The 21,652-nt window shown below is 52.4% G+C and carries 19 protein-coding genes and 1 riboswitch; of the genes, 8 read left to right on the top strand and 11 right to left on the bottom strand.

The window, feature by feature from the left end; genetic code table 11:
* Positions 1-46: 46 nt before the first annotated feature.
* The gene (locus tag J5067_RS10665) at positions 47-328 is read right to left on the bottom strand and encodes an accessory factor UbiK family protein (RefSeq protein ID WP_264644253.1); all 282 of its coding nucleotides are present in this window, start codon (positions 326-328) and stop codon (positions 47-49) included.
* A 193-nt stretch (positions 329-521) separates the two neighbouring features.
* Positions 522-725: riboswitch (FMN riboswitch) on the top strand.
* A gap of 140 nt (positions 726-865) precedes the next feature.
* Between J5067_RS10665 and ribB the strand changes: the two genes are divergently transcribed.
* The gene (gene ribB, locus J5067_RS10660) at positions 866-1,519 is read left to right on the top strand and encodes a 3,4-dihydroxy-2-butanone-4-phosphate synthase (protein ID WP_264644254.1); all 654 of its coding nucleotides are present in this window, start codon (positions 866-868) and stop codon (positions 1,517-1,519) included.
* A 52-nt stretch (positions 1,520-1,571) separates the two neighbouring features.
* Here the strand turns inward: ribB and tehB are convergent, their stop codons facing one another.
* The 3 genes from tehB to J5067_RS10645 form a co-directional block, all read right to left on the bottom strand.
* Positions 1,572-2,444, bottom strand: coding sequence for an SAM-dependent methyltransferase TehB (gene tehB / locus J5067_RS10655; RefSeq protein ID WP_264644379.1), 873 nt, complete (start codon positions 2,442-2,444; stop codon positions 1,572-1,574).
* Between the two features lie 503 nt (positions 2,445-2,947).
* Entirely contained in the window at positions 2,948-4,591 is a 1,644-nt protein-coding gene (fumA, locus tag J5067_RS10650) for a class I fumarate hydratase FumA (protein ID WP_264644255.1), read from the bottom strand.
* Positions 4,592-4,993: 402 nt separating this feature from the next.
* Positions 4,994-5,872 carry a LysR family transcriptional regulator gene (locus J5067_RS10645; RefSeq protein ID WP_264651081.1) on the bottom strand — a complete coding sequence of 293 codons (879 nt, stop codon included), beginning with the start codon at positions 5,870-5,872 and terminating at the stop codon, positions 4,994-4,996.
* Positions 5,873-6,036: 164 nt separating this feature from the next.
* On the opposite strand from J5067_RS10645, the gene J5067_RS10640 reads away from it, so the two are divergent.
* A complete protein-coding gene (locus J5067_RS10640) occupies positions 6,037-6,537 on the top strand; it encodes a multidrug/biocide efflux PACE transporter (RefSeq protein ID WP_264644257.1) in 501 nt (166 codons plus the stop codon).
* Between the two features lie 5 nt (positions 6,538-6,542).
* Here J5067_RS10640 and J5067_RS10635 read toward each other — a convergent pair whose 3' ends face one another.
* Positions 6,543-7,247, bottom strand: a complete 705-nt coding sequence (locus tag J5067_RS10635) for a DNA-3-methyladenine glycosylase (protein ID WP_264651080.1) — start codon at positions 7,245-7,247, stop codon at positions 6,543-6,545.
* Between the two features lie 169 nt (positions 7,248-7,416).
* Here J5067_RS10635 and ada point away from each other — a divergent pair, with 169 nt between their 5' ends.
* The gene (gene ada, locus J5067_RS10630) at positions 7,417-8,514 is read left to right on the top strand and encodes a bifunctional DNA-binding transcriptional regulator/O6-methylguanine-DNA methyltransferase Ada (protein ID WP_264651079.1); all 1,098 of its coding nucleotides are present in this window, start codon (positions 7,417-7,419) and stop codon (positions 8,512-8,514) included.
* On the top strand, positions 8,504-9,142 hold the full coding sequence (gene alkB, locus J5067_RS10625; protein WP_264651078.1) for a DNA oxidative demethylase AlkB: 639 nt from the start codon (positions 8,504-8,506) through the stop codon (positions 9,140-9,142). Before ada ends, alkB begins: the two co-directional genes overlap by 11 nt.
* A gap of 48 nt (positions 9,143-9,190) precedes the next feature.
* Here alkB and J5067_RS10620 read toward each other — a convergent pair whose 3' ends face one another.
* The 6 genes from J5067_RS10620 to J5067_RS10595 all read right to left on the bottom strand — a co-directional run bounded on the left by J5067_RS10620 (position 9,191) and on the right by J5067_RS10595 (position 15,923).
* Entirely contained in the window at positions 9,191-10,705 is a 1,515-nt protein-coding gene (locus tag J5067_RS10620; protein WP_264644261.1) for an FAD-dependent oxidoreductase, read from the bottom strand.
* A 219-nt stretch (positions 10,706-10,924) separates the two neighbouring features.
* A complete protein-coding gene (locus J5067_RS10615) occupies positions 10,925-11,272 on the bottom strand; it encodes an FMN-binding protein (protein WP_264644262.1) in 348 nt (115 codons plus the stop codon).
* Positions 11,273-11,347: 75 nt separating this feature from the next.
* Positions 11,348-12,724: an MFS transporter gene (locus tag J5067_RS10610; protein WP_264651077.1), complete on the bottom strand. Its 1,377-nt coding sequence runs from the start codon at positions 12,722-12,724 to the stop codon at positions 11,348-11,350.
* A 3-nt stretch (positions 12,725-12,727) separates the two neighbouring features.
* Positions 12,728-13,690, bottom strand: coding sequence for a cytochrome c nitrite reductase subunit NrfD (nrfD, locus tag J5067_RS10605; RefSeq protein WP_264651076.1), 963 nt, complete (start codon positions 13,688-13,690; stop codon positions 12,728-12,730).
* Positions 13,683-14,396, bottom strand: a complete 714-nt coding sequence (locus J5067_RS10600) for a 4Fe-4S dicluster domain-containing protein (RefSeq protein WP_264644265.1) — start codon at positions 14,394-14,396, stop codon at positions 13,683-13,685. The genes nrfD and J5067_RS10600 overlap by 8 nt, the downstream gene beginning before the upstream one ends.
* 555 nt (positions 14,397-14,951) lie before the next feature.
* Positions 14,952-15,923, bottom strand: coding sequence for an alpha/beta hydrolase (locus J5067_RS10595; protein WP_264644266.1), 972 nt, complete (start codon positions 15,921-15,923; stop codon positions 14,952-14,954).
* Positions 15,924-16,337: 414 nt separating this feature from the next.
* Here J5067_RS10595 and J5067_RS10590 point away from each other — a divergent pair, with 414 nt between their 5' ends.
* The 4 genes from J5067_RS10590 to J5067_RS10575 all read left to right on the top strand — a co-directional run bounded on the left by J5067_RS10590 (position 16,338) and on the right by J5067_RS10575 (position 21,628).
* Positions 16,338-17,246 carry a LysR family transcriptional regulator gene (locus J5067_RS10590; RefSeq protein ID WP_264644267.1) on the top strand — a complete coding sequence of 303 codons (909 nt, stop codon included), beginning with the start codon at positions 16,338-16,340 and terminating at the stop codon, positions 17,244-17,246.
* A 150-nt stretch (positions 17,247-17,396) separates the two neighbouring features.
* Positions 17,397-18,611 (top strand): D-mannonate dehydratase ManD, encoded by a 1,215-nt coding sequence (manD, locus tag J5067_RS10585; RefSeq protein ID WP_264644268.1) that lies wholly within the window; start codon positions 17,397-17,399, stop codon positions 18,609-18,611.
* Between the two features lie 35 nt (positions 18,612-18,646).
* Positions 18,647-20,053 (top strand): glucuronate isomerase, encoded by a 1,407-nt coding sequence (uxaC, locus tag J5067_RS10580; RefSeq protein ID WP_264651075.1) that lies wholly within the window; start codon positions 18,647-18,649, stop codon positions 20,051-20,053.
* 30 nt (positions 20,054-20,083) lie between these two features.
* Positions 20,084-21,628: an MFS transporter gene (locus J5067_RS10575; RefSeq protein WP_264651074.1), complete on the top strand. Its 1,545-nt coding sequence runs from the start codon at positions 20,084-20,086 to the stop codon at positions 21,626-21,628.
* Positions 21,629-21,652: the final 24 nt, after the last annotated feature.

Below are 21,652 nucleotides of genomic sequence, written 5' to 3'. Positions count from 1 at the left end.
AGTACCGGCCAACGGGTGGCCGGTACTGGTGATGAAGCCGGGCAGCTTACGAGGGCTGCTGTTCAGCCGTTGCGGTTTTTTCCGCGTCCAGCCTGGCTTCCAGTTCGGTTAAACGCTGTTCCAGTCGCGCCAGCTTTTCACGGGTGCGCAGCAAAACCTGCGTTTGTACATCGAACTCTTCGCGGTTCACCAGATCCAGCTTGGTGAACTGCGCTTGCAGCACCTGGCGAATTTTTTTCTCGGCGTCTTCGCCCAACTCACGTATGCCTTTTGGCATGGATTCATGCACCTGGCGCGCAATTTGCTCAATCTTTTTCGGGTCAATCATGCCGTTTTCCTGATAGGTTCGTGTCATCTGTACTGTCAGTGTAATGCGTGAATGAAAAGGGATAAACCAAAACTCGCCCTGTAATGCTTTGTGTCGGATTCTTAAAGAAAAATTTTACAAATAGGCTAGCAGATATCACATTTTATCCATTGCGCTAATTGCCCCGCTCAGGCAATAGGGTTATAGTTACCACGCTTACTTCTCAGGGCGGGGTGTAATTCCCCACCGGCGGTAAACCAGACAGCGCAGGGTGTTAAAACATCGTGCTTTCGTCTGGAAGCCCGCGAGCGCTCGCCGTAACGTTATCAATAATTTATTATCGATATGCGTGGCGAGGTCAGCAGATCCGGTGAAATTCCGGGGCCGACGGTTATAGTCCGGATGGGAGAGAGTAACGGTATCCTGTTGGGTTTATGCCCACTCGCGTTATTTTGTTAGTCATTGCCCGGTGCGTATTGACACGCATTCGTCGCAATGGTTACTCCTCAAGCTCGCCCTGGTTCTGGTAATCCATAATAAACATGAGGTTTTTTTACCATGAATCAGACATTACTTTCTGCATTTGGCACACCATCTGAACGCGTTGAACGTGCGCTTGAAGCGCTGCGTCAAGGCGTTGGTGTTATGGTGTTGGACGACGAAGACCGCGAAAACGAAGGCGACATGGTATTTGCCGCCGAGAACATGACCGTTGAGCAAATGGCGATGACCATTCGCTACGGTAGCGGTATCGTCTGCCTGTGCCTGACCGAAGAGCGCCGCCGTCAACTGGAACTGCCCATGATGGTCGAGCATAACACCAGCCACTATCAAACCGGCTTTACTGTCACCATTGAAGCTGCCGAAGGCGTGACGACCGGTGTGTCTGCGTCTGACCGTATGACAACCGTTCGCGCTGCCATTGCCGATGACGCTCGCGCAAGCGATCTGAATCGCCCTGGCCACGTCTTCCCGCTGCGCGCTCAACCGGGCGGCGTACTGACTCGCGGTGGTCATACCGAAGCGTCTGTCGATCTGGCAACGCTGGCAGGTTTCAAACCGGCCGCTGTGCTGTGTGAACTGACCAATGATGACGGCTCCATGGCGCGTGCGCCGGAAGTGATCGCCTTTGCCAAACAGCACGGTATGCCGGTACTGACCATCGAAGATTTGGTCGCCTACCGTCAGGCAGCGGAACGCAAAGCCAGCTGATCGCTCTTCTTGGGCCGGTGAGACCGGCCCCTAAAAACGCAGTCTGTGCGCCTTACGCGCTGGGCTGCGTTTTTCTTGCCAGTAAGGTGGCGAAGCGCAGTTTGATGCGATTGCCATTCTCGTCGGTTTTATGCAACTCACCCACCTCTTCGTTGTATTTCAGGATATCCCACCCGGCGTAATACTCACGCAGTTCGTTGTGCTGGAAGGTGAAGGAGAAAGGCAGCGGGCAGGGGAAATCCTCGGTGGACATGGCTGCCACGATCAGGTTATAGCCGCCCTCTACGGTGCATTCCTGCAAGTTACGCACGATAAAAGGAATGCGCTCGCGCTCCAAAAACATCAACACCACGGTGGAGATGATCAGGTCATACTGTTCGTCTAGCGCGGCTTTATTAATGTCGTACAGGCTGGCGCGAATGCCGGAGAGGTTTTCGCCGTTGATGATATCTTTCAGCGACGAGATGCTGTTGAGATTTTTGTCATATGCAGTAACGTCAAACCCGCGCAGGTTCATGTAAAGGGCGTTTCTGCCGCCACCGCAACCAAGATCGAGCGCTTTGCCCGCCGGTATTTGCTCCAGTGCCGCCACCACTTCGGAGTGGGTTGCCGTCAGGCCGTGTTTTTTGGCGTAATAGTCTTCGGCGGTGCAGTAAAACGCTAACTGACACTCCAAATCCGCTGAGGCACTGACGATACGGTGCCAGGCTTGCGGTTCAACAAACGGCGGCTGGTTCTGTTCGGTAAATTGGTAGGTCTCAATCACTGAGCCATCTTCATGCAGCATGGCGAACGTCAGCTCTCCTTTCAGGACGGTCAGCTTGGCCCATGTACCCACTTGCGTGTTGTGTTTTTCTTGAAACGCGGCGGGCAGCGTCTGTGCATTCCACTGCGGTAGGGTTTTATAACAGATCAGGTTTTGCATCATACACCTCGGAGAGCTTATACATTCTTATCGCGTTTTACCGCGTTGCGGGTAGTTTATAAAGCCTGACAAAGAATAGCTATAAAAATGTATTTAAAATGCATCTTTAATAATGGGAGTATGAGCGATAAGGGGTTGACGTTCCGCGTCGAATAACGCTGAAGAAGAAGATGGCGCCAGGATGAGCCGCATGGATGCGGCGAAAGCTCCCGCCGCGTAGGGAACGCGTCGGGAGCGGTCCGTCCGGCGACAGCTTTTTCTGAAGGCACCGCGAAGCGGCGTTATTCCGCAAAAAGCGCGGGGTCACGGGGTGTGGGCGACTGCACACCCCGTGTCGGGCGCGTGCCACGCGGTTAGCAGAGAGAGGCGAACAGGTTCGCGCACGAAATATGACGCCTATGTCTGCATAAAGATCCGCTCATCCTGGCGTTACCCGTTTCCTCAGCGTCATTCAACGCGGGTTAACATCAAAAGATATCTGGTGCCATGCTAAAACAACAACCCTACGCGCAGCGAGTGCACTTGTTCGATTGGATCACCTGAAAGAAGTCATTCCCCTTGTCATCCACCAGAATGAACGCCGGGAAGTCTTCCACTTCGATTTTCCAAATCGCTTCCATACCCAATTCGGGATATTCAACACAGGTCAGGCTCTTGATGCTGTTCTGCGCCAGAATCGCTGCCGGGCCGCCAATGCTGCCGAGATAGAAACCGCCGTGTTTATGGCAGGCGTCGGTCACCTGCTGGCTACGGTTGCCCTTCGCCAGCATGATTTTGCTGCCGCCGTTGGCTTGCAACAGATCAACGTAGGAGTCCATGCGCCCTGCGGTGGTTGGCCCCAATGAACCGGAAGCATAGCCTTCCGGCGTTTTGGCCGGGCCCGCGTAGTAAATCGGGTGATCTTTCACGTATTGTGGCAACCCTTCACCGTTGTCGATGCGCTCTTTGAGTTTGGCGTGAGCAATATCGCGCGCCACAATAATGGTACCGGACAGAGAGAGACGCGTGGAAACCGGATACTGAGACAGCGTTTTCAGGATCTGTTCCATCGGTTGGTTAAGATCGATCTTGACCGCTTCACCTTCCCCGGCCTCACGCAGAGACTCAGGAATGTATTTGCCAGGGTTCTGCTCTAACTGCTCCAGCCAGATGCCATCGCGGTTGATTTTCGCCTTGATGTTGCGGTCAGCGGAGCAGGAAACGCCCATGCCAACCGGGCAGGAAGCGCCGTGACGCGGCAGACGAATAACGCGGATATCGTGAGCGAAATATTTACCGCCGAACTGTGCGCCTAACCCCAGATCCTGTGCCGCTCTCAGCAATTCATTTTCCAGTTCGACGTCGCGGAAGGCTTGCCCATGTTCATTGCCGCTGGTAGGCAGCGTATCGTAGTATTTGGTGGAAGCCAGCTTCACGGTTTTCAGCGTACTTTCCGCGGAGGTACCGCCGACAACAAAAGCGACGTGGTACGGCGGGCAGGCGGCGGTGCCCAGTGAGCGCATTTTTTCTACCAGATAGTTTTTCAGTTTTTCTGGCGTCAGCAGCGCTTTGGTTTCCTGATAAAGGTAGGTCTTGTTGGCAGAACCGCCCCCTTTGGTGACAAACAGGAATTTGTATTCCGCCCCTTCCGTACTGTACAGGTCGATTTGGGCCGGCAGGTTGGTGCCGGTATTGACTTCCTTGTACATATCCAGTGCGGCGTTCTGCGAATAGCGCAGGTTATCTTCAATAAAGGTGTTATACACGCCGCGTGACAGCGCTTCGGCGTCATTGCTCCCCGTCCAGACCCGTTGGCCTTTTTTACCGACGATGATCGCGGTACCGGTATCCTGGCAGGTCGGCAAAATGCCCTTGGCGGCAATTTCCGAGTTGCGCAGGAATTGCAGCGCAACGTATTTGTCGTTTTCGCTCGCCTCCGGATCGTGCAGGATATCAGCCACTTGCTGTTGGTGAGCCGGACGCAGCATAAACGATGCATCGTGGAAGGCCTGTTGTGCCAGCAGGGTCAACGCCTGCGGGTCGATCTTCAGGATCTCTTCGCCTTCAAACTGGGTGATGGAAACATAATCGCTGCTGATCAGGCGATATTGGGTGTTGTCTTTGCTTAGCGGAAAAGGTTCTTGATAATAAAATGGTTTATTCGACATGTTTTTCTCACTTGCAACAAATTAAAAGAAAGATTCGGTATCCTTTGAAGACTTTCTGTCTTGCATATGGTTATCATTTTTATGTGCAATTTTTCAGTCATGCATTAGCACAATTATCCTGACCATGGTAGGGGTTTCTGGCGCGACGTACCACTTTGGTATATCACAGTTTTTGCATTGAATCGGCGGGTTTGTACATCCTGGGCGATAAAAAAAACGCAGTGAAAATGGCGAAAATGCAATAATGCGCCAGGTGGACATTGATGCTTATTATATTGCGTAACTTGTTTAATAAAAATAAGTAAATTTATCGACTTATTTTCCCTTTAAATAATGTGGTTTTTTTATCGCGTCGCTATGAAAATAGTCGGTCTGCGATGATCTATCAAGGTCTCATCTATTTCAGGACAAGGTCGGATCTTTTTGCATCAGCAAATTATCAATCATCCAAAACCCTGCCGGTCCTGGCGGATACTGTTTTGACCACACCACATCCATTTCAATCAGTTGCGGCCAACCTGCCACCGAGAGTTCCACCAATATCTGATGACCAAACTGGGCGACCAACCAACGTGGCAGGATGCTCCAGCCAAACCCCTGTTCTGCCATTTCCAGTAGCATAAGGTAAGAAGGGGCAGACCAGATGACGCCTTCCTCTGGCTGACGCTGATTGCGTGTATAGGTATTCAGACAAAGCTGGCGTACCGTTGCCAACTGCTGCGGCGTGACAGACGGCTGCTGTGCCAACGCATGCTGTGCGGCAACAAAGAGGGTCATTTCGGTTTTAACGTGCAACCGCGAGGCGCTGATTTCTGTCGGATACTGTGGTTGGGTGCGAATCACGCCCATGTGCGCACGCTGCGCCTGAAGCAGGTCGATGGCATCCTCATCCTCGGCGATCAGACACTCGAATTCGATATCAGGAAAACGGGCAGAAAACGCGTGCAGCAAGGGATCATAATGATCCGCTTTCCACATATCCGACAACACAAAGGTCAGGCGCGGCTCAATGCGGTTAGCCAGGCGCACCGCCAGCGCATCCAGCGTGTCGCTGGCAGCAAGAATGGCCTGAACGTGCACCCGCACCTTATGACCATCATCGGTCAGTCGCGGTTGGTGCCCGGAACGATCGAACAGTACCAAACCGAGATCGGCTTCGAGGTTGGCAATCGCCGCGCTCACGGTGGATTGGCTTTTGCGTAACTGGCGCGCAGCGGCGGAGAAGGAGCCGGTTTGTGCAGCGGTAACAAAGGCAATCAGGGATTCGGGGGAATATCGCATCACCGCTCTCTTCTCAAGTCCATCGATTTTATCGATGGATATTAATTTCACTCTTCCAGTAATAACGATATAACCTGCCATCGTCAAGCGGTGAGAGGCTTTCTCCACCGCCTGTTTTGTTAATTGACCCAATACCAAATTGATGAATAAAAGTGTGGTGATGTATGCAATCTAACGCAGCAAAGAGACAAACAACCGCGGTACAACGCCGAAGCGTGGGTGAGCGTGTGTTTCATGCTGTCGGCTACGAAATCGTTGCTCTGTTGATCACGGCCCCCATTGGTGCCTGGCTGTTTAACAAGCCGCTGTTTTCCATGGGCGCATTGGCGATTATGCTCTCCAGCATCGCCATGGTGTGGAATATCATCTACAACGCCCTTTTCGATCGCCTGTGGCCGGTATCACGCGTGGCACGCGGTGCCAAAGTGCGTATCTTGCACGGATTAGGCTTTGAGGGCGGTTTTATCCTGTTCGGGTTGCCGGTCGCAGCCTGGATGCTGGAGATCACGCTGTGGCAAGCGTTGATGGTAGAGATCGGCTTTTTCCTGTTTTTCCTGCCGTATACCGTGGCGTATAACTGGGTATACGACAAACTGCGCGCCCGGTTTATGACGCGCAGTGACAGTGAATGTGGGAAGTCGCCCGCCGCATCACGCACCCGCTAATGCCATTAGCCTTTACGGTTGCTGGTTTTCAATCGGCTTTTGAAATCGGCGTAGTCTGGCATCATCGGGCTGCGCCATAAATACCAGGCGGCGACGGTGCGGTAAGGCTGGCACGGCAGACTGAGTTCCGCCAATGCTCGGCGCGAGGGTATTGCATCGCATTGATGCACATAGCTCAACCCTAAGCGGATGCCGAGATCGTCCAATGGCATGATATCCATTCGTTCCAATCCATAGATCAAATACATTTCAACCGTCCAGCGACCAATGCCTTTCAACGTCGATAACCGTTCGATGAGCGTGTCGTCGTCCATGGTCAACGCCTGTTCTCGCGTGGGCACTACACCGTCGCGTGCACCCTGTGCAATCAAGTGCAGCGTCTCCGCCTTGCGCGTTGAGAAACCGCATTGGCGCAGTGCGTCTTTTTCACTGGCGGCAATCTGCTCAGCGGAAGGAAATGCCTGCCCGTCAGGGCTAAAACCCTCCAACAGGCGGCGGATCATGGCATCACCCGCGCGGGTGGTGAGCTGTTGGTAAGCCACGGCGCGCATCAGCGCTTCATAGGGTTCACGATGCGGGTGCGTTTGGTGCTGGCATTCACCGATGTGGTCCAGCAGCGCTTGCCAGCGCGGCCCGAGCGTGCGCAGATGTTCGCATGCCAGATGCACGCTCTGTGCCGTATTCCATAATACCGGCTGCGGGTATGACATACTTGATCCTGAACGTGAGAGAAAGGGGCGAACTTGCAGCATAAAAGAGTGAATACGGGTTGTCATCCTGCGATGCGTTTCTGGAATGAGAAAGCAAGAATCAGGCAGGTATTTACCAGACGTAACCGCTAGGGTGAGATATCTTTTAGGACCAGAGACTGCGAGGTGAATGATGTCGACAAATGCGCGCGCTTTTCCTGAGCAAGAGCCTGCTGCTGGTGAAAATAGCTGGTGGGATGCCCTGTGTAGACGCGATAAACAGGCTGATGGTCGCTTTGTCTATGGCGTTAAAACCACGGGAATCTTCTGCATGCCCTCCTGCGCATCCCGGTTGCCGCTGCGGGAAAACGTGCAGTTCTTTGCCGATGCCGAGGCGGCTCAGCAGGCCGGGTTCCGGCCCTGTAAACGCTGCCGCCCAGGAAATCCGTCTCGTGAGCAACGGCAATGTGCGGCCATTGAGCACGCCTGCCAACTGATGGCGCAGGCCGAGACATCGCTGACGCTGGCTCAGGTGGCAAGCGCTGTGGGTATCAGTCCCTACCATTTTCACCGGCTGTTTAAAGCCCAGGTTGGCGTGACGCCAAAACGCTACGCTGCTGCGTTGCGCGGTCAGCGTGTGCGCGCGTTGTTAAGCGGTGATGCGCCGGTAACGCAAGCCGCATTAGCGGCGGGTTTTCATTCCAGCGAGCAGTTTTATCAGGAATCTCATCAACTGCTGGGCATGCCGCCGCGCAGTTTTAAACATAAGGGACAGGGCATGACGATCCATTTTGCTATCGCACCGTGTTCGCTGGGGACTGTGCTGGTGGCTGAGAGCGAGCGCGGGGTCTGCGCCGTATTACTGGGCGATGATGCTACTGCATTGATAAACGAGCTGCACGCTCTGTTTGCCAATGCGACCTTGGTTGAAGGCGATGCCGCGTTTGAGCAGCGTATGGCGCTGGTGGTCAGTGTGATTGATTCACCGGGCGCGCCGATGACGTTACCGCTCGATATTCGCGGCACCGCGTTTCAACTGCGTGTCTGGCAGGCTCTGCGAGACATTCCTCTGGGAACCACGCTCAGCTACCGCGACGTCGCTGAAAAGATTGGTCAGCCGGACGCGGTGCGTGCGGTGGCGGGGGCTTGCGCCGCCAATCGTTTGGCGATTATTGTTCCTTGCCATCGAGTGATTCGCACCGATGGTGCCTTGTCGGGCTATCGGTGGGGCATCGCGCGTAAACGCCAACTGCTGGAGAGCGAGGCTAAGGAATCTCATGACGGATGATCTGTTCGCGCTCGAGGGCACACCGCGCTGGACCCAGACGCTGGCACCGGGCGCAGTGGTGCTGCGCGGATTTGCCGCTGAATGTGCACCCACGTTAATGCAGATGATTGACCAACTGACGCGCGTGGCGCCGTTTCGACAGATGACTACGCCGGGCGGTTTTGTCATGTCGGCCGCCATGAGCAATTGTGGTTCGCTGGGCTGGGTGACGGATGCGCTGGGTTATCGCTATACGTCTCACGATCCCCTCACGGGCGTGCCCTGGCCCGCGATGCCGGTGCTGTTTGCTCAACTGGCGCAACAGGCCGCGCACGAAGCCGGATTCCCAGACTTTGTTGCCGATGCGTGCCTGATGAACCGCTATGCGGTGGGCAGCCGGATGTCACTGCATCAGGATAAAAATGAGCGGGATTTTTCGCAGCCGATTGTTTCTGTGTCGCTGGGGTTACCGGCTATCTTCCAGTTTGGTGGTATGCAGCGCAGTGACGCCGTGCAGCGTATCCCGCTGACGCAGGGCGATGTGCTGGTGTGGGGCGGGCCGTCACGCCTGCGTTTTCACGGTGTGCAGGCCATCAAAGCAGGAACGGAGGATTACCGGTTTAATCTGACGTTTCGTAAGGCGGGGTAGGGAAAAGAGCAACCTGCCCCTAAGGGCGCAGGTTGCCAGCGAACACACTTATTGTTTCTTGAAGTGCATGTAATCCAACGCGCTTTCTGCGGCAATACGGCCTGAGTTCAGGGCGAAACCGAAGGTGCCGCCGCCTAACAGCAGATCGTAAGTGTCGCCATACATGCCGCCTGCGTCATTACCGGTGACATACAGACCTGGGATGGCATTGCCGTCCTTGTTGATGGCCTGCATCTTCTCGTTAATTTTCACGCCACCCAGCGTGCCGAGTGCGGCAGGCTGCATTTTAACGGCATAGAACGGCCCGGTTTTCACCGGACGCAGGTAATCCATGTTCTTGTTGAACACTTCATCACGTTTTTGCGCGGCAAAGACGTTGTTCTGATCGATCGTCTCTTTCAGCACGCTGGCGTCAACGCCCATGGCTTTAGCCAGTGCGTCCAGCGTTTGTGCCTTGTAGACAAAACCGCGATTTTTCTGGAGTTCTTTATCAAACTCATCGTCAAATTTGGTGAGCTTGGTGTTGGCGATAACCCATTCACCGATCGGCACATCGATACCGTCTTCTACGTAATGTTTACGTGAGGTTTCATCAAATATGGAGTACATGATGCCGCCCGCTTTGGAGAGCGCATTACCGGAGTGAGGCCAAATGATGACGTTGGATTCATCGGTAAAACGGCGGCCATGGGTATCAACCCACAGGTAGGGTTGACGCGCAGCGGCCAGCATGTGGGAGTTCGGCGCATAGTCCGGCAGGCCAGGGCGGTATGCTTGCAGTACGCCCATCCCTTCATCTTTGGCACCGGCTTTCCAGGCCATTTTGATCCCGTCGCCATCTTTACCGACGTTACCCACCATGATGGTATCCGGGAAGGCGACGTATTTTTGCAGCATCTCTTTGTTGTTGGCATAACCACCGGTGGCGACGATAACCGCTTTGGCATCGATCTGGATGGTGTTGCCTTGCTCGTCTTGCGCCGTCACGCCAGTGACTTTGCCGTCTTTCACGATCAGGTCTTTACCGGCGGTTTTCACCATGGTGGTGACATCCATGCTTTTGAACTGCTCATGGAAGGTTTTGATCAGGAAACGACCATGGCCCGGTCCGTCGATAACGTGCCAGGTCAACATCCCGCCTGGCCCCCCAGGACCGATGTATTCGAACTTGATGCCCTTGGATTTCACCCATTCGATGGTATCGGCAGAGCGGTTAACAAACGCGCGAACCACGAACGGGTTAGCCAGCCAGTGGCTGTATTCCATGATGGTTTTGAACGCCATGTCCGGGGTTACGATAATCCCCTGACGTTTTTGCATGGAACTGTTTGCGGCGAAGATCCCTTCCGCAAAATTCCCGGTGCCGCCAACCACACCTTGTTTTTCCAGCAGAATAACTTTCGCGCCTTTTTCGGCGGCCGCCATGGTGGCGGAGGTGCCTGAAGCCCCTGCGCCGATAATCACCACGTCAGCCGTTTTTACGATAGTTTCTGCATTAGCAGCGCCGGTCCCCAACAGGGATAAGCAGGCGGCTGCGATCAGCGTTCTCCTGACTATTTTCATATACTCTCCACTCTCAATGGTTGTAATAAAAATATTGATGCGATGGTTTTACTCTTATTATTCCCCATCTTGTTTTTGGCAAAAGGGGGCCATGCTCGCGTTATCCTTTTTAAGGTAAAAAAGGAATAACGCGTAGTCGCTATCCTGCCGGTATTATTCAGCAGGAATGTTTAATTTAACTATTCATTGTGCAGCGCGGCTGCGAGAAATAAATAACAGTTATTTAGTGACTTTCGCTTGGTTATACGCGTTACCCGCAGCTTCTAATGCGGCTTCGCTGGTTAAGGTAGCACCAGACACGCCATCAATGTTGACGCTCTGTTTTTCAACGAAGCTTTTAGCCAACACTTTTGCCGCTTCTCCACCTACTTCTGGGGTTTCAGAAGGCGCGTCAACCGTGGCTTTACTGATTTTCCCTTGTGCATCAACATCGAGTGTGACAGTCACGTCGCCACCGATACCGGTGCTGGCGGAAGAATAGGTGCCTGCTTTAAAATCGCCGTCTGCAAAAGCGAAGCCTGATGCAATCAGCAGACAAAAGGCTGCCGTACCCTGAAATGTTTTCATATCAACGGTTCCAATAAAAAGTGTATAAATATTCAATGTGATATTGAACGGAAAAATTATTGCGCGTGCTCTCCTTTATCTCCCATGAATAAAATGTTGACCGTCATCTTCATTAAGATGCATGAATATAAAACAGCAAATGGGTAATCCGATACCGAGTAAAATAAATAACAAGCTGAAGCTGTTTACATTAATAGCGCTCTCCATCCGGCCAAGAAAACGCAGCATGGGAAAGGTCAATGCCATGCTTACCATAATGGACAGCAACTGAGTCACCGTCATAATGTTATTGCCGTTGTTATAGGTATGGTGACTCAGGTTGCTGAAGGCCAGCGTGCTCTCTGCGGAATGCAGCGTCGAAATCAGAATGCCGAGCAGCACCGCAATAAGGCCGATGAATACCGTTGCGTTCTCCTGCACTGCGGCACCCATGGCAAAAATACACAGTGAGGTAAAGACCGTGGTGTGCAGCAGCAGCTTACGGTAGCCAATCCGTTTGATCAGCGGCTCAAAGCCCAGTTTAGACAGCAGGGCACCGCTGGAAAACAGCAGCAAAATCAGGCTGACGGTGGCGGGCTCATACGCCAATTGGGTTTGCAACATCAGCGACATCACCACCGGGATTGAAGAGAGTAACACGCGCGTGACGATACCGCTGGTCACGCCGATGGAAAACGTTTTAATGGTAAACAGGTTTTCGCGCGGTTGAGGCCGTGTGGCAAGCATATCCCGTTTGAAATAGAGGAATGCCAGGCCGAATCCAGTGAGAGCCAATGCGGCGCTCAGCGGCAGGCTGATGATGTTTTTCGGCATCGCTGTCAGCAGAAAGGTGCCCAGGAACAGCATGCCGACCAGCAGCATCAGCTTGCAGGTATCCCCGCGAAAATGCGGAACCTGCATGTTGGCGGGAATATGGGTTCTCGCCAGCCACAGACACATCAGGCACAGGGGAATGTTAAGGACAAAAATCAGACGCCACGACAGCATATTGACCATCACACTCCCCACCACCGGGCCAATCATGGTGCCCAGTAACCCCAGCAGGGTAATGCGGTTGAGGAATAAAAGTTTCATGGTATCTGGCGTGGTCCTCAATATGATGGTTCTGATTATCGGCAGCATTAACGCGCCGCCGATCCCTTGTATAAACCGAAACGCGCTCAGACTGACGATAGAGGTCGCGGTGACACACAGCAGCGAGCCGGTCATAAAAATGACGATGGCGACAAGGTAGGTGTTACGTTCACCCAGTCGCTCCGCCATCCAGCCATTGACGGGGGTGAAGGCCACCACGGTGACAACATAGGAGATAACAATCAGCTCCATATGCAGCACCGGTTGGTGAAGCGCCTCCGCAATGGCGGGCAGTGCGATATACAACATCGTCGTGTCGACGGATTGCATGAAAAAAGTGATGGATGCAATCCAGAACAGGGTCCACGACGTCTTCATGATTCAGGCTACTGTCATCTGGCCGGCGTACAGGACAAACATACGCAGCAGGAACACACCGAGCAGACTGAGACCCGCCATAAACGCCATCTGCTTGCGGCTTGGCGCCCTGTCGTGGCGCTTCAGGAGCCCGGCGACCAGCGGAACCGCAATGCCCACGCCGATAACCCCAATCCAGAACACGCCGCCCCAGAAACCGGTCAGTGCGTTGTGGGCCGACAGGGTTTTCTGACCGCCGCCCAACAGCAAGCCGACAAAGAAGGCGAACAGCAGGAAGAGCTCGGCGAACACCACCGGGTTTTCAATCCTGTGGATGAAGTGCAGCGTGCCCTGGTGTTCGCTGATAAACCGGCGATTCAGGGCACCGGCCAGCAGCGCCACCGCAATGCCTGAGGTGGTGCCCGAGGCGAGAAACAGTACCGGCAGCACCGGGTTGTTCAGCATCGGGAAGGATTTGAGCGCCGACAGCAGAAAGCCGGTATAGCAGCCCAACAGGATTGCCAGCACCAGCAGCGTGTTCTCAAACCAGCTGATACGTTTCTGGATAATGGCACTCAGGTTGCGCACCAGAGAGAGCAGGCCACCGTTGTTGAACCTGCTCACCAGCGTCAGCAGTTCATCGCGGTACAGGCTGACCAGCCACAGGATGATAAACACGAAGTAGACCTGAAACAGCATCACACCGAGTGACATGATGGAGCCAGGGTTATAGAACACCATCAGATACCAGAAGGTCATCGGGCGTGTCAGGTGGAAGATCAGAATAATCAGACCGAGCATTACCGACAACGGTGCCACGACAGCCGTCGCGATAACGATGGGGTTTTTGCCGCTGTACTCGGCGGGCACGTAATATTTCAGCAGCATCGTCAGGGTGATCATGCCCGCGGAAATGCCCACCAAAAGCAGATAGATGGCGATGGGCCAGTCCCATACCAGCGTGTCGAAGTGGAAAGCATTAAGCATTGTCGATTACCCCGCGTTTGCCAGGAATGCGATAGAGCTGCGGTTCGGTGCCCAGATACACTTTGGAACGATAGGTCGGGTTCGCGAGGATCATCTGAGAAATATCGCTGGCCGGATCGTTCAAATCACCAAACACCAGTGCGTGGGTCGGACAGATCTCGACGCAGGCCGGTTTTTTACCTGCGGCCAGGTTGGTCTCGCGGCAGAAGTTGCACTTGTCGGCGGTGTTGGTTACCGGGTTGATAAAGCGCACGTGGTAAGGGCAGGCCGCGATGCAATAGCGACAGCCCACGCAGCGCTTGTCGTTGACGTCAACGATGCCGGTAAGCGCATCTTTAAAGGACGCGCCGGTCGGGCACACGGAAACGCACGGCGGGTTTTCGCAATGCTGGCAGGATTTACGGAAATATTGACGCACGGCACGACTGGTCGAGGTACGCGGAATATTCACCGAAGTCAGGATCTCGAGGCGGGTCACGCCATCGGGGACATTGTTGGTCTCTTTGCAGGCACCGATACAGGCTTTACAGCCGATACACAGTGACTCGTTGTGCAGCATGCCATAACGTACCCCTTTCGGGGCGCCGGTAGCGGGTGTCGCATTTTGCGGTGCAGCCTCATTTGCTAACGCCAATGAGGAACTGCCCGTGACAAAAATGGCACTCCCCATGTAGGCAAGAAATCGGCGGCGGGAATGATCTTCCATAACATCACCTTCAGTATTGAATGCTAGTTGATGTAGTCATGCTGATGTCGGTACCGAACAATCGTCGGGTGATTGGCTTTTGTAATGTCTGATTCATTGTGACGCAGCGTGGAAGAACTCCCCTGAGACAGTGAACAAAAACTTTTTTATATCGGTACCCAGCAGGCATCAGAAATTTTTTATCGATAAAAAATATAAGACGCACGTAAACCATGAGCTTCCTATGGGTTTTATTTGACCATACCTCATAGTGGTTAGAGTGTGCAGTAAATCACATTTGCGGGTTTGAAGATTAATATAAAAGTTATCTGGATTTATTATAAATTTCAGGAAGATAAATATAGCTTGTCATTAAATATCATGAGCGAGTGTGAATGAAAAGTAAATAATGTAATAGAGTCAATTGAGAATCATTTTTATTAGCGGCAAATAGTGTGATCGGCTTATAAATAATGATGAAAACCATGATGAACAAGTATCAGAATCTACGGGAAGATAACGCGCCTGAATATTCAGGCGCGAGAAAGAAGGGAAAAGGTTACTGTATTGTGAAAATTAGCCCTTTAAATGCTTATCCAGGAACTGGATCACAATTTTCATGATTTCTGGCTGCATCCAGTAATCACCGCCGTGCTGGGCGTTATTAACCGAGTAATAGGTAGAATCAATGCCCTTTTGTAATAATGCCTGATGCAGTATTTCCGTTTGGCGTGGTGAGACAATGGTGTCCTTGGTGCCGTGCATAATCAGGAATGGTGGGGTATTGCTGTTGATGTAATTGATGGGGTTAGCGGCGGCAGCGCGTTCCGGATAGCGTGTGATCGGGCCGCCATCGTTAAACACGGAAGTACCGTTCACCCAGATAGCCTCGGTGGCGGACGCGGAGGTGTGTTTTTGTACCACCTCATCGGGGAAGCCCTCGCCGACGCGCAGCAAATCGGAGAGCCCGTAGAAATCGATCACCGCTTGCACCTGACTGTTTTGATCCAGATTTTCCCCTTTATCAAACTGTTTGTCGCCGTTCGATGTGCCGGTAAAGGCGGCCAGATAGCCGCCAGCCGACGCGCCGAATACCGCAATATGCGCGCCATCAATGCCAAATTTTCCGGACTGTGCTCGCAGATAACGCACCGCTGATTTCACATCTTCAAGCGGCGCGGGGAACAGCACGGTCGGCGCTACACGGTATTCCATGCTGGCAACCACATAGCCAGCTTCGGCCATCGCCAGACGCTGCTGAACGTAGTTATCCTTGTTGGCGTTAATAAAACCGCCACCGGTGACAAACAGCACGGCAGGCAGGGCGTTGGGCGATTCAGGCTGCAAAATATCCATTTTCAGCGCCACGTTGGAATAGCCGCGCATTTGCACCTGAGAGAAAACCACGTTGGAGATCAATTTTACCGATGGAACACTCTTCTTAATGGACAACGTATGTAACGGCGCATCGGCAATAGCGGCAGTAGCGGGTAAGCAACCTAAGGTACAAAGCAGGCACAGCGCCATCGATTTATTGTTGGTAGACATCATCATTCCTTAGTGATTAACAAGCATTATTTCCCAACCTCGGTTACCCAGAAATAGGGCGCGCGCGAATAGCGCATCCAAAAAGAGGTTGGGCGCTATTCGCTCATCAAAGAGGCGAATACGATTTTTGCAGATGAATGCAGCCATGCGGCAATGTGTGTCTTTGCGCCACACCCTTGTGCATAACCTGAATAATGAAAAATATCTTTATGCTGCTAACATCGTTTTATTGAGATGCACGTTCCCTATGCCATTTATGCAACCTGGCATTCACATATAAATAATATATATTGTTTTGTTGTGCGGGATTCATTTAAGCACGTTCGGCAACCTGTTATTTGTGTCTCTTGTCACATTTGTTTTTTTGTGTGTTAATATAATAGTTATATCTATTAATTATAAATTAAGGCATCAATGATAAATATTAAGCGCCTGGTCTATTATCATGAGCTGATTCGCATTGGTAGTTTTACCAAAGCAGCGAAAACGTTGAATATTTCCCAGGCGTTTCTTTCGCAGGAGATAGCACGTCTGGAGCAGGAAACAGAAAGAAAACTGATAAATCGCACTACGCGCCAATTCTCTCTGACCCCCTTTGGTAAGGCATTTGCCAAAAAAATACGTGGCATAATTAGAGAATATTACGATATTGAGCAATTTATTCGTGGTTATGAAGACAGCCACGATGGCGCATTGTTAGTGGGTGTGCTTCCGATATTCAATCGTCTGCGGCATTACGAAATTTTTAGCCAGTTTCAGCGGCGCTATCCTAACATTGAGATGTCGTTTATCGATGGTGTCAGTATGGATTTGTTAGAAAAGGTGCGTAACGGCGATCTCCATTTCTCCTATTCCACGCCGTTTGCCGACTATCAGGACGATCCGCTGTTTGCCCATCAGGTGCTGTATGAAGATCAACTGGTGGCCGTGATGGCGAGCAATCATCCGTTGGCGCAGCACAAAACGCTGAGCCTTGAAACCCTGGCACAGGCACGGCTGATTGTGCCGCAGAAAGGCACCGGCGAGCATGCCATCGTTTCTGATGCCTATGCAAAACAGGGACTGAAGCCCAGCTATTTCCGCGAATGCAGTAATATCGATATCATCATGGATCTGGTGATGAATCAGAACTGTGTGGTGTTCTTGTGCACCCAGGTCGCCGGGAGCCTCGAAGGCTACGATATCACCATCACACCGCTGGAAACCCCGTTGCCACGCATTTTCGCTGTCAGCTATCTCAAGCGCAGTGCGCAAATCCCCATGGTGAAACTCTTCATTGATTTTATTGAAGAAAACCGTATCGCTCTTCGTCCTGCCTGCTAACAACGCCCGGTATTGGCCGGGCAGCACCCACTGATTCTCCTTCGAACAATTTTCCTCCATCGTGTCTAAATGTGAATTGGCTCATGTTTTCATACTAGATCTACTTGTATGGTAGTCAGCATAGAAAACGTGATGTAAAAGGATATTGACGTGAAAATTGTAAGTGCTGAAGTATTTGTTACCTGTCCGGGGCGTAATTTCGTCACCCTGAAAATCACTACCGAAGACGGTGTGACCGGTATCGGTGATGCCACGCTGAACGGACGTGAGCTTCCTGTCGCTTCTTACCTCAAAGACCATGTTTGCCCGCAGCTCATCGGGCGGGATGCGCAGCAGATTGAGGATATTTGGCAGTTTTTCTACAAAGGGGCCTACTGGCGTCGCGGCCCGGTGACCATGTCAGCCATTTCGGCGGTGGACATGGCGCTGTGGGACATCAAAGGCAAGGTTGCCAACATGCCGCTGTATCAACTGCTGGGCGGCGCGTCGCGCACAGGGGTAATGGTGTACTGCCACACCACCGGCCACAGCGTTGATGAAGCGCTGGATGATTACGCCAAACACCGTGAAATGGGCTTCAAAGCGATTCGCGTGCAGTGCGGCGTGCCGGGAATGAAAACCACCTACGGCATGGCAAAAGGCAAAGGTCTGGCATATGAACCCGCCACCAAAGGGAACTGGCCAGAAGAACAATTTTGGTCAACGGAAAAATACCTGGATTTCGCACCGAAACTGTTCGAAGCGGTGCGTGACAAATACGGCTTCAACGAACACCTGCTGCATGACATGCACCACCGCCTGACGCCGATTGAAGCAGCCCGCTTTGGTAAAAGTGTCGAACCCTACCGCCTGTTCTGGATGGAAGATCCTACGCCAGCAGAAAATCAGGAATGCTTCCGCTTGATTCGTCAGCACACGGTAACACCGATTGCCGTCGGGGAAGTGTTCAACAGCATCTGGGATTGTAAACAACTTATCGAAGAACAGCTTATCGACTACATCCGCACCACCATTACCCATGCGGGCGGTATCTCTGGCATGCGCCGCATAGCCGATTTTGCCTCGCTGTATCAGGTTCGTACCGGCTCACACGGCCCGTCCGACTTGTCACCGATCTGCATGGCCGCCGCGCTGCACTTCGATCTCTGGGTGCCGAATTTTGGCGTACAGGAATACATGGGCTACTCCGAGCAGATGCTGGAAGTGTTCCCGCACAGTTGGACGTTTGAGGATGGCTACATGCATCCGGGAGAAAAACCGGGGCTGGGCATCGAGTTTGACGAAAAACTGGCGGCGAAATATCCCTACGAGCCGGCCTACCTGCCGGTAGCGCGTTTAGAAGACGGTACGCTGTGGAACTGGTAAGTCGTCATCAACGGTGATGGTGCGGGAGAAAAGCAATGAGCTTGATTAACGACAATTTCATGATAGGCAGCCCGACTGGGGTCAAACTCTATCAGCAGGTGGCTCGGGATTTACCGATTATTGACTACCACTGCCATCTGGAAGCCAAAGACATTTATGAAAACCGCCGTTTCAGCAGTATCACGGAACTGTGGCTGGCAGGCGATCACTACAAATGGCGCGCGATGCGCGCCAACGGTATTCCAGAAGCAAAGATAACCGGCAATGCCTCCCCTGAAGAAAAATTTCAGGCGTGGGCAGAAACCGTTGAAGCGGCGTTTGGTAACCCGCTTTATCACTGGACACATCTGGAACTGAAACAGTACTTCGGCATTGACGAGATGCTGAGCAGCCGTAACTGGCGTGACATCATGGATGCCTGCAACCGCCAGTTGCAGGATGATGCCTTCACACCGCGAGCGTTAATGACGCGCTCTCGGGTTGAGGTTATCTGCACCACGGATTCGCCGCTGGATTCTCTGCATTATCATCAGTTGTTGAAGCAGGATGCCAGTTTCACCCCAAAAGTGTTGCCGACCTTTCGACCGGATGAGTTTTTCTCGCACGACAGACACCAGTTCTCTTCTGCCTTGGTGCGTTTGGCGGAATTAACCGGCGAAACCATTACCCGGTTCACGGATTTTGAGCGGGCGCTGGAAGCGCGGGTACAGTTTTTCCACGAGGTGGGCTGCCGTATTTCCGATCACGGACTGGGCGATTTAACCTTTACACCGTTCACTACGGTACAAGGTGATACGGTATTCCTGAAAAAAATGCAGGGTGAAGTCATCACCGCTGCGGAAGAGAGTATTTGGCAAAGCGTATTATTTATTACGCTGGCCCGGTTATATAAAAAATATGATTGGGCTATGCAAATTCATTTCGGCGCGATCCGCAATAATAACCAACGCATGTTGGAAAAAGTGGGGATAAATAGCGGGTTTGACGCTATTGCCGATCAACCCCGGTTGGCTGCCAATCTTAATGCCTTTCTCAATGCAATGGCCGAGGAGAATCATTTACCCAGGACAATCATTTATAACTTATACGCGGCCTACAATGACATTGTGGCCTCGACGATTGCCAACTTCCAGTCCGGAGAAGACGGGGTTAAATCACCGCTTCAGTTCGGGTCAGGCTGGTGGTTCAACGATACGCGCCGTGGCATGTTGAGCCAGCTTAACGCGCTGGCGGATCAAGGGCTGCTGATGAATTTTGTCGGTATGCTGACCGATTCGCGCAGCTTTGTTTCTTACCCGCGTCACGATTATTTCCGTCGGATATTATGTGGATTAATTGGACAATGGATCGATGCCGGGGAATTTCCCGCGGATGACATTATCCTGCAACGTATGGTAAGAAATATTTGTCACGATAACGCCCTACACTATTTTAAATTCTGATTATTACTCTCATTTTAATGAGGATAGAACATGTCTGCTTCTAAGAAAGTGACTATACCGGTCAGTATCGGTTATGGTTTGACGGATATTATGGGTGGCGGTGCCTTTACCGTTATCGGGGCCTGGTTACTCTTTTTCTATACCACTTTTGTGGGCTTAACGCCGGTGGAAGCTGCCTCGATTGTCGCCATTGCGCGTATTGTCGATGCCATTGTCAGTCTGTTTATGGGCAGTTTTACCGACCACTTTTATAAAAACTATTTCGGTAAGAAATTTGGTCGCCGCCGATTCTTTCTGTTAGTCGGCGCGCCGCTGATGCTGGTGTATTCGTTGCTGTGGCTCAACGGCATGAATTACTGGTTCTATCTGGCGGTGTACCTGGCGTTTGAAATCATTGCCGCGATGGTGCTGATCCCATGGGAGACGCTGCCGTCCGAAATGACCAAAGGGTTTAACTCGCGCACCAAACTCTCTACGTGCCGTATGTTCCTCTCGGCGTTGGGGACGTTTCTCGCGACCTTTATCCCTGGCCTGCTGATTAAGCACTACGGCGAACACGATGCGAATGCTTATCTGATCAACGGTGTGATGTTCTCGGTTATCTTTATGGTGTGCGTGTTCATCTCCTGGAAAGTGACCTGGGAACGCGAACTGACGCCGGAAATGCTGGCCGAGTTAGAAGCGGAAACGCCGCCGCGCACCCTGGGTGAAAAGCTGCGTCTGCTGGGTGGCCTGTTTAAGGATTATGCGTCGACGTTGCATGTGCGTGCCTTTAGAAAACACCTGGCAATTTATCTGTTCTCCTTCACGGCAAAAGATGTCTACAACACGGTGTTTGTGTTCTTCTGCGTCTACTGTCTGAACGTCTCTTCGGCGTTTGCCGGAAGCCTGCTCTCCATGAGTATTGTCGGGCTGCCAGTAACGTTGCTGTCCGGGTTGGCGATCATCAAATATGGCCCGTCGCGCCTGTATATCTTTTCCTACACGCTGATGATGCTGTGTCTGGCCGGGTTCTTCTACGTCTACCGTTTCCCGGTAGAAAACAAGATGGTGATGCTGGTGGCGCTGGCCGGTTTCTATCAGGTGGGTCGCTGCGTGCTGGAGTTCACCCCGTGGAACGTGTTCCCGTTCATTCCCGATATTGACGAAATGATCACCCGTCAGCGTCGTGAAGGGCTGTTCGCTGCGGTAATGACCTTCTCACGTAAAACCACCGTCGCGATTGCCACCTTTATTGTTGGCCTGTTGTTGCAGTGGGGCGGTTTCATGAAAGGCAGCCAGGCCCAACCGCAAGAAGCGATTCAAACCATTGCGGGTCTGATGTTTATCGGTACCGTCAGCCTGTTGTTGATAGCGCTGTGGCAGGCATTGACCTTCCGATTGAATAAGAGCACGCACAAGGTATTTGTGGATGAAGTGGAACGCCTGAAAGCCAATGGCAGAAAACAGGATGTGACACCAGAAACACGCCGTATCGTTGAGGACTTAACCGGGCATCCTTATGACACCCTGTGGCACCAGAACGACGCGTCATCGGTCAAAGGAACACGGACTGTCTCATCGGTAGGTGAATAATTGTAAACGGATGCGCGAGCATCA

Origin of the sequence: Candidatus Symbiopectobacterium sp. NZEC151, assembly GCF_025962655.1 — a bacterium.
Classification (GTDB): domain Bacteria; phylum Pseudomonadota; class Gammaproteobacteria; order Enterobacterales; family Enterobacteriaceae; genus Symbiopectobacterium.
This window is presented reverse-complemented; position numbering and strand designations above follow the sequence as displayed.

What these genes read in the sequence shown, in the direction of transcription:
- J5067_RS10665 (WP_264644253.1), bottom strand. Translation starts at nt 328, where the DNA reads ATGATTGACCCGAAAAAGATTGAGCAAATTGCGCGCCAGGTGCATGAA.
- ribB (WP_264644254.1), top strand. Translation starts at nt 866, where the DNA reads ATGAATCAGACATTACTTTCTGCATTTGGCACACCATCTGAACGCGTT.
- tehB (WP_264644379.1), bottom strand. Translation starts at nt 2,444, where the DNA reads ATGCAAAACCTGATCTGTTATAAAACCCTACCGCAGTGGAATGCACAG.
- fumA (WP_264644255.1), bottom strand. Translation starts at nt 4,591, where the DNA reads ATGTCGAATAAACCATTTTATTATCAAGAACCTTTTCCGCTAAGCAAA.
- J5067_RS10645 (WP_264651081.1), bottom strand. Translation starts at nt 5,872, where the DNA reads ATGCGATATTCCCCCGAATCCCTGATTGCCTTTGTTACCGCTGCACAA.
- J5067_RS10640 (WP_264644257.1), top strand. Translation starts at nt 6,037, where the DNA reads ATGCAATCTAACGCAGCAAAGAGACAAACAACCGCGGTACAACGCCGA.
- J5067_RS10635 (WP_264651080.1), bottom strand. Translation starts at nt 7,247, where the DNA reads ATGTCATACCCGCAGCCGGTATTATGGAATACGGCACAGAGCGTGCAT.
- ada (WP_264651079.1), top strand. Translation starts at nt 7,417, where the DNA reads ATGATGTCGACAAATGCGCGCGCTTTTCCTGAGCAAGAGCCTGCTGCT.
- alkB (WP_264651078.1), top strand. Translation starts at nt 8,504, where the DNA reads ATGACGGATGATCTGTTCGCGCTCGAGGGCACACCGCGCTGGACCCAG.
- J5067_RS10620 (WP_264644261.1), bottom strand. Translation starts at nt 10,705, where the DNA reads ATGAAAATAGTCAGGAGAACGCTGATCGCAGCCGCCTGCTTATCCCTG.
- J5067_RS10615 (WP_264644262.1), bottom strand. Translation starts at nt 11,272, where the DNA reads ATGAAAACATTTCAGGGTACGGCAGCCTTTTGTCTGCTGATTGCATCA.
- J5067_RS10610 (WP_264651077.1), bottom strand. Translation starts at nt 12,724, where the DNA reads ATGAAGACGTCGTGGACCCTGTTCTGGATTGCATCCATCACTTTTTTC.
- nrfD (WP_264651076.1), bottom strand. Translation starts at nt 13,690, where the DNA reads ATGCTTAATGCTTTCCACTTCGACACGCTGGTATGGGACTGGCCCATC.
- J5067_RS10600 (WP_264644265.1), bottom strand. Translation starts at nt 14,396, where the DNA reads ATGGAAGATCATTCCCGCCGCCGATTTCTTGCCTACATGGGGAGTGCC.
- J5067_RS10595 (WP_264644266.1), bottom strand. Translation starts at nt 15,923, where the DNA reads ATGTCTACCAACAATAAATCGATGGCGCTGTGCCTGCTTTGTACCTTA.
- J5067_RS10590 (WP_264644267.1), top strand. Translation starts at nt 16,338, where the DNA reads ATGATAAATATTAAGCGCCTGGTCTATTATCATGAGCTGATTCGCATT.
- uxaC (WP_264651075.1), top strand. Translation starts at nt 18,647, where the DNA reads ATGAGCTTGATTAACGACAATTTCATGATAGGCAGCCCGACTGGGGTC.
- J5067_RS10575 (WP_264651074.1), top strand. Translation starts at nt 20,084, where the DNA reads ATGTCTGCTTCTAAGAAAGTGACTATACCGGTCAGTATCGGTTATGGT.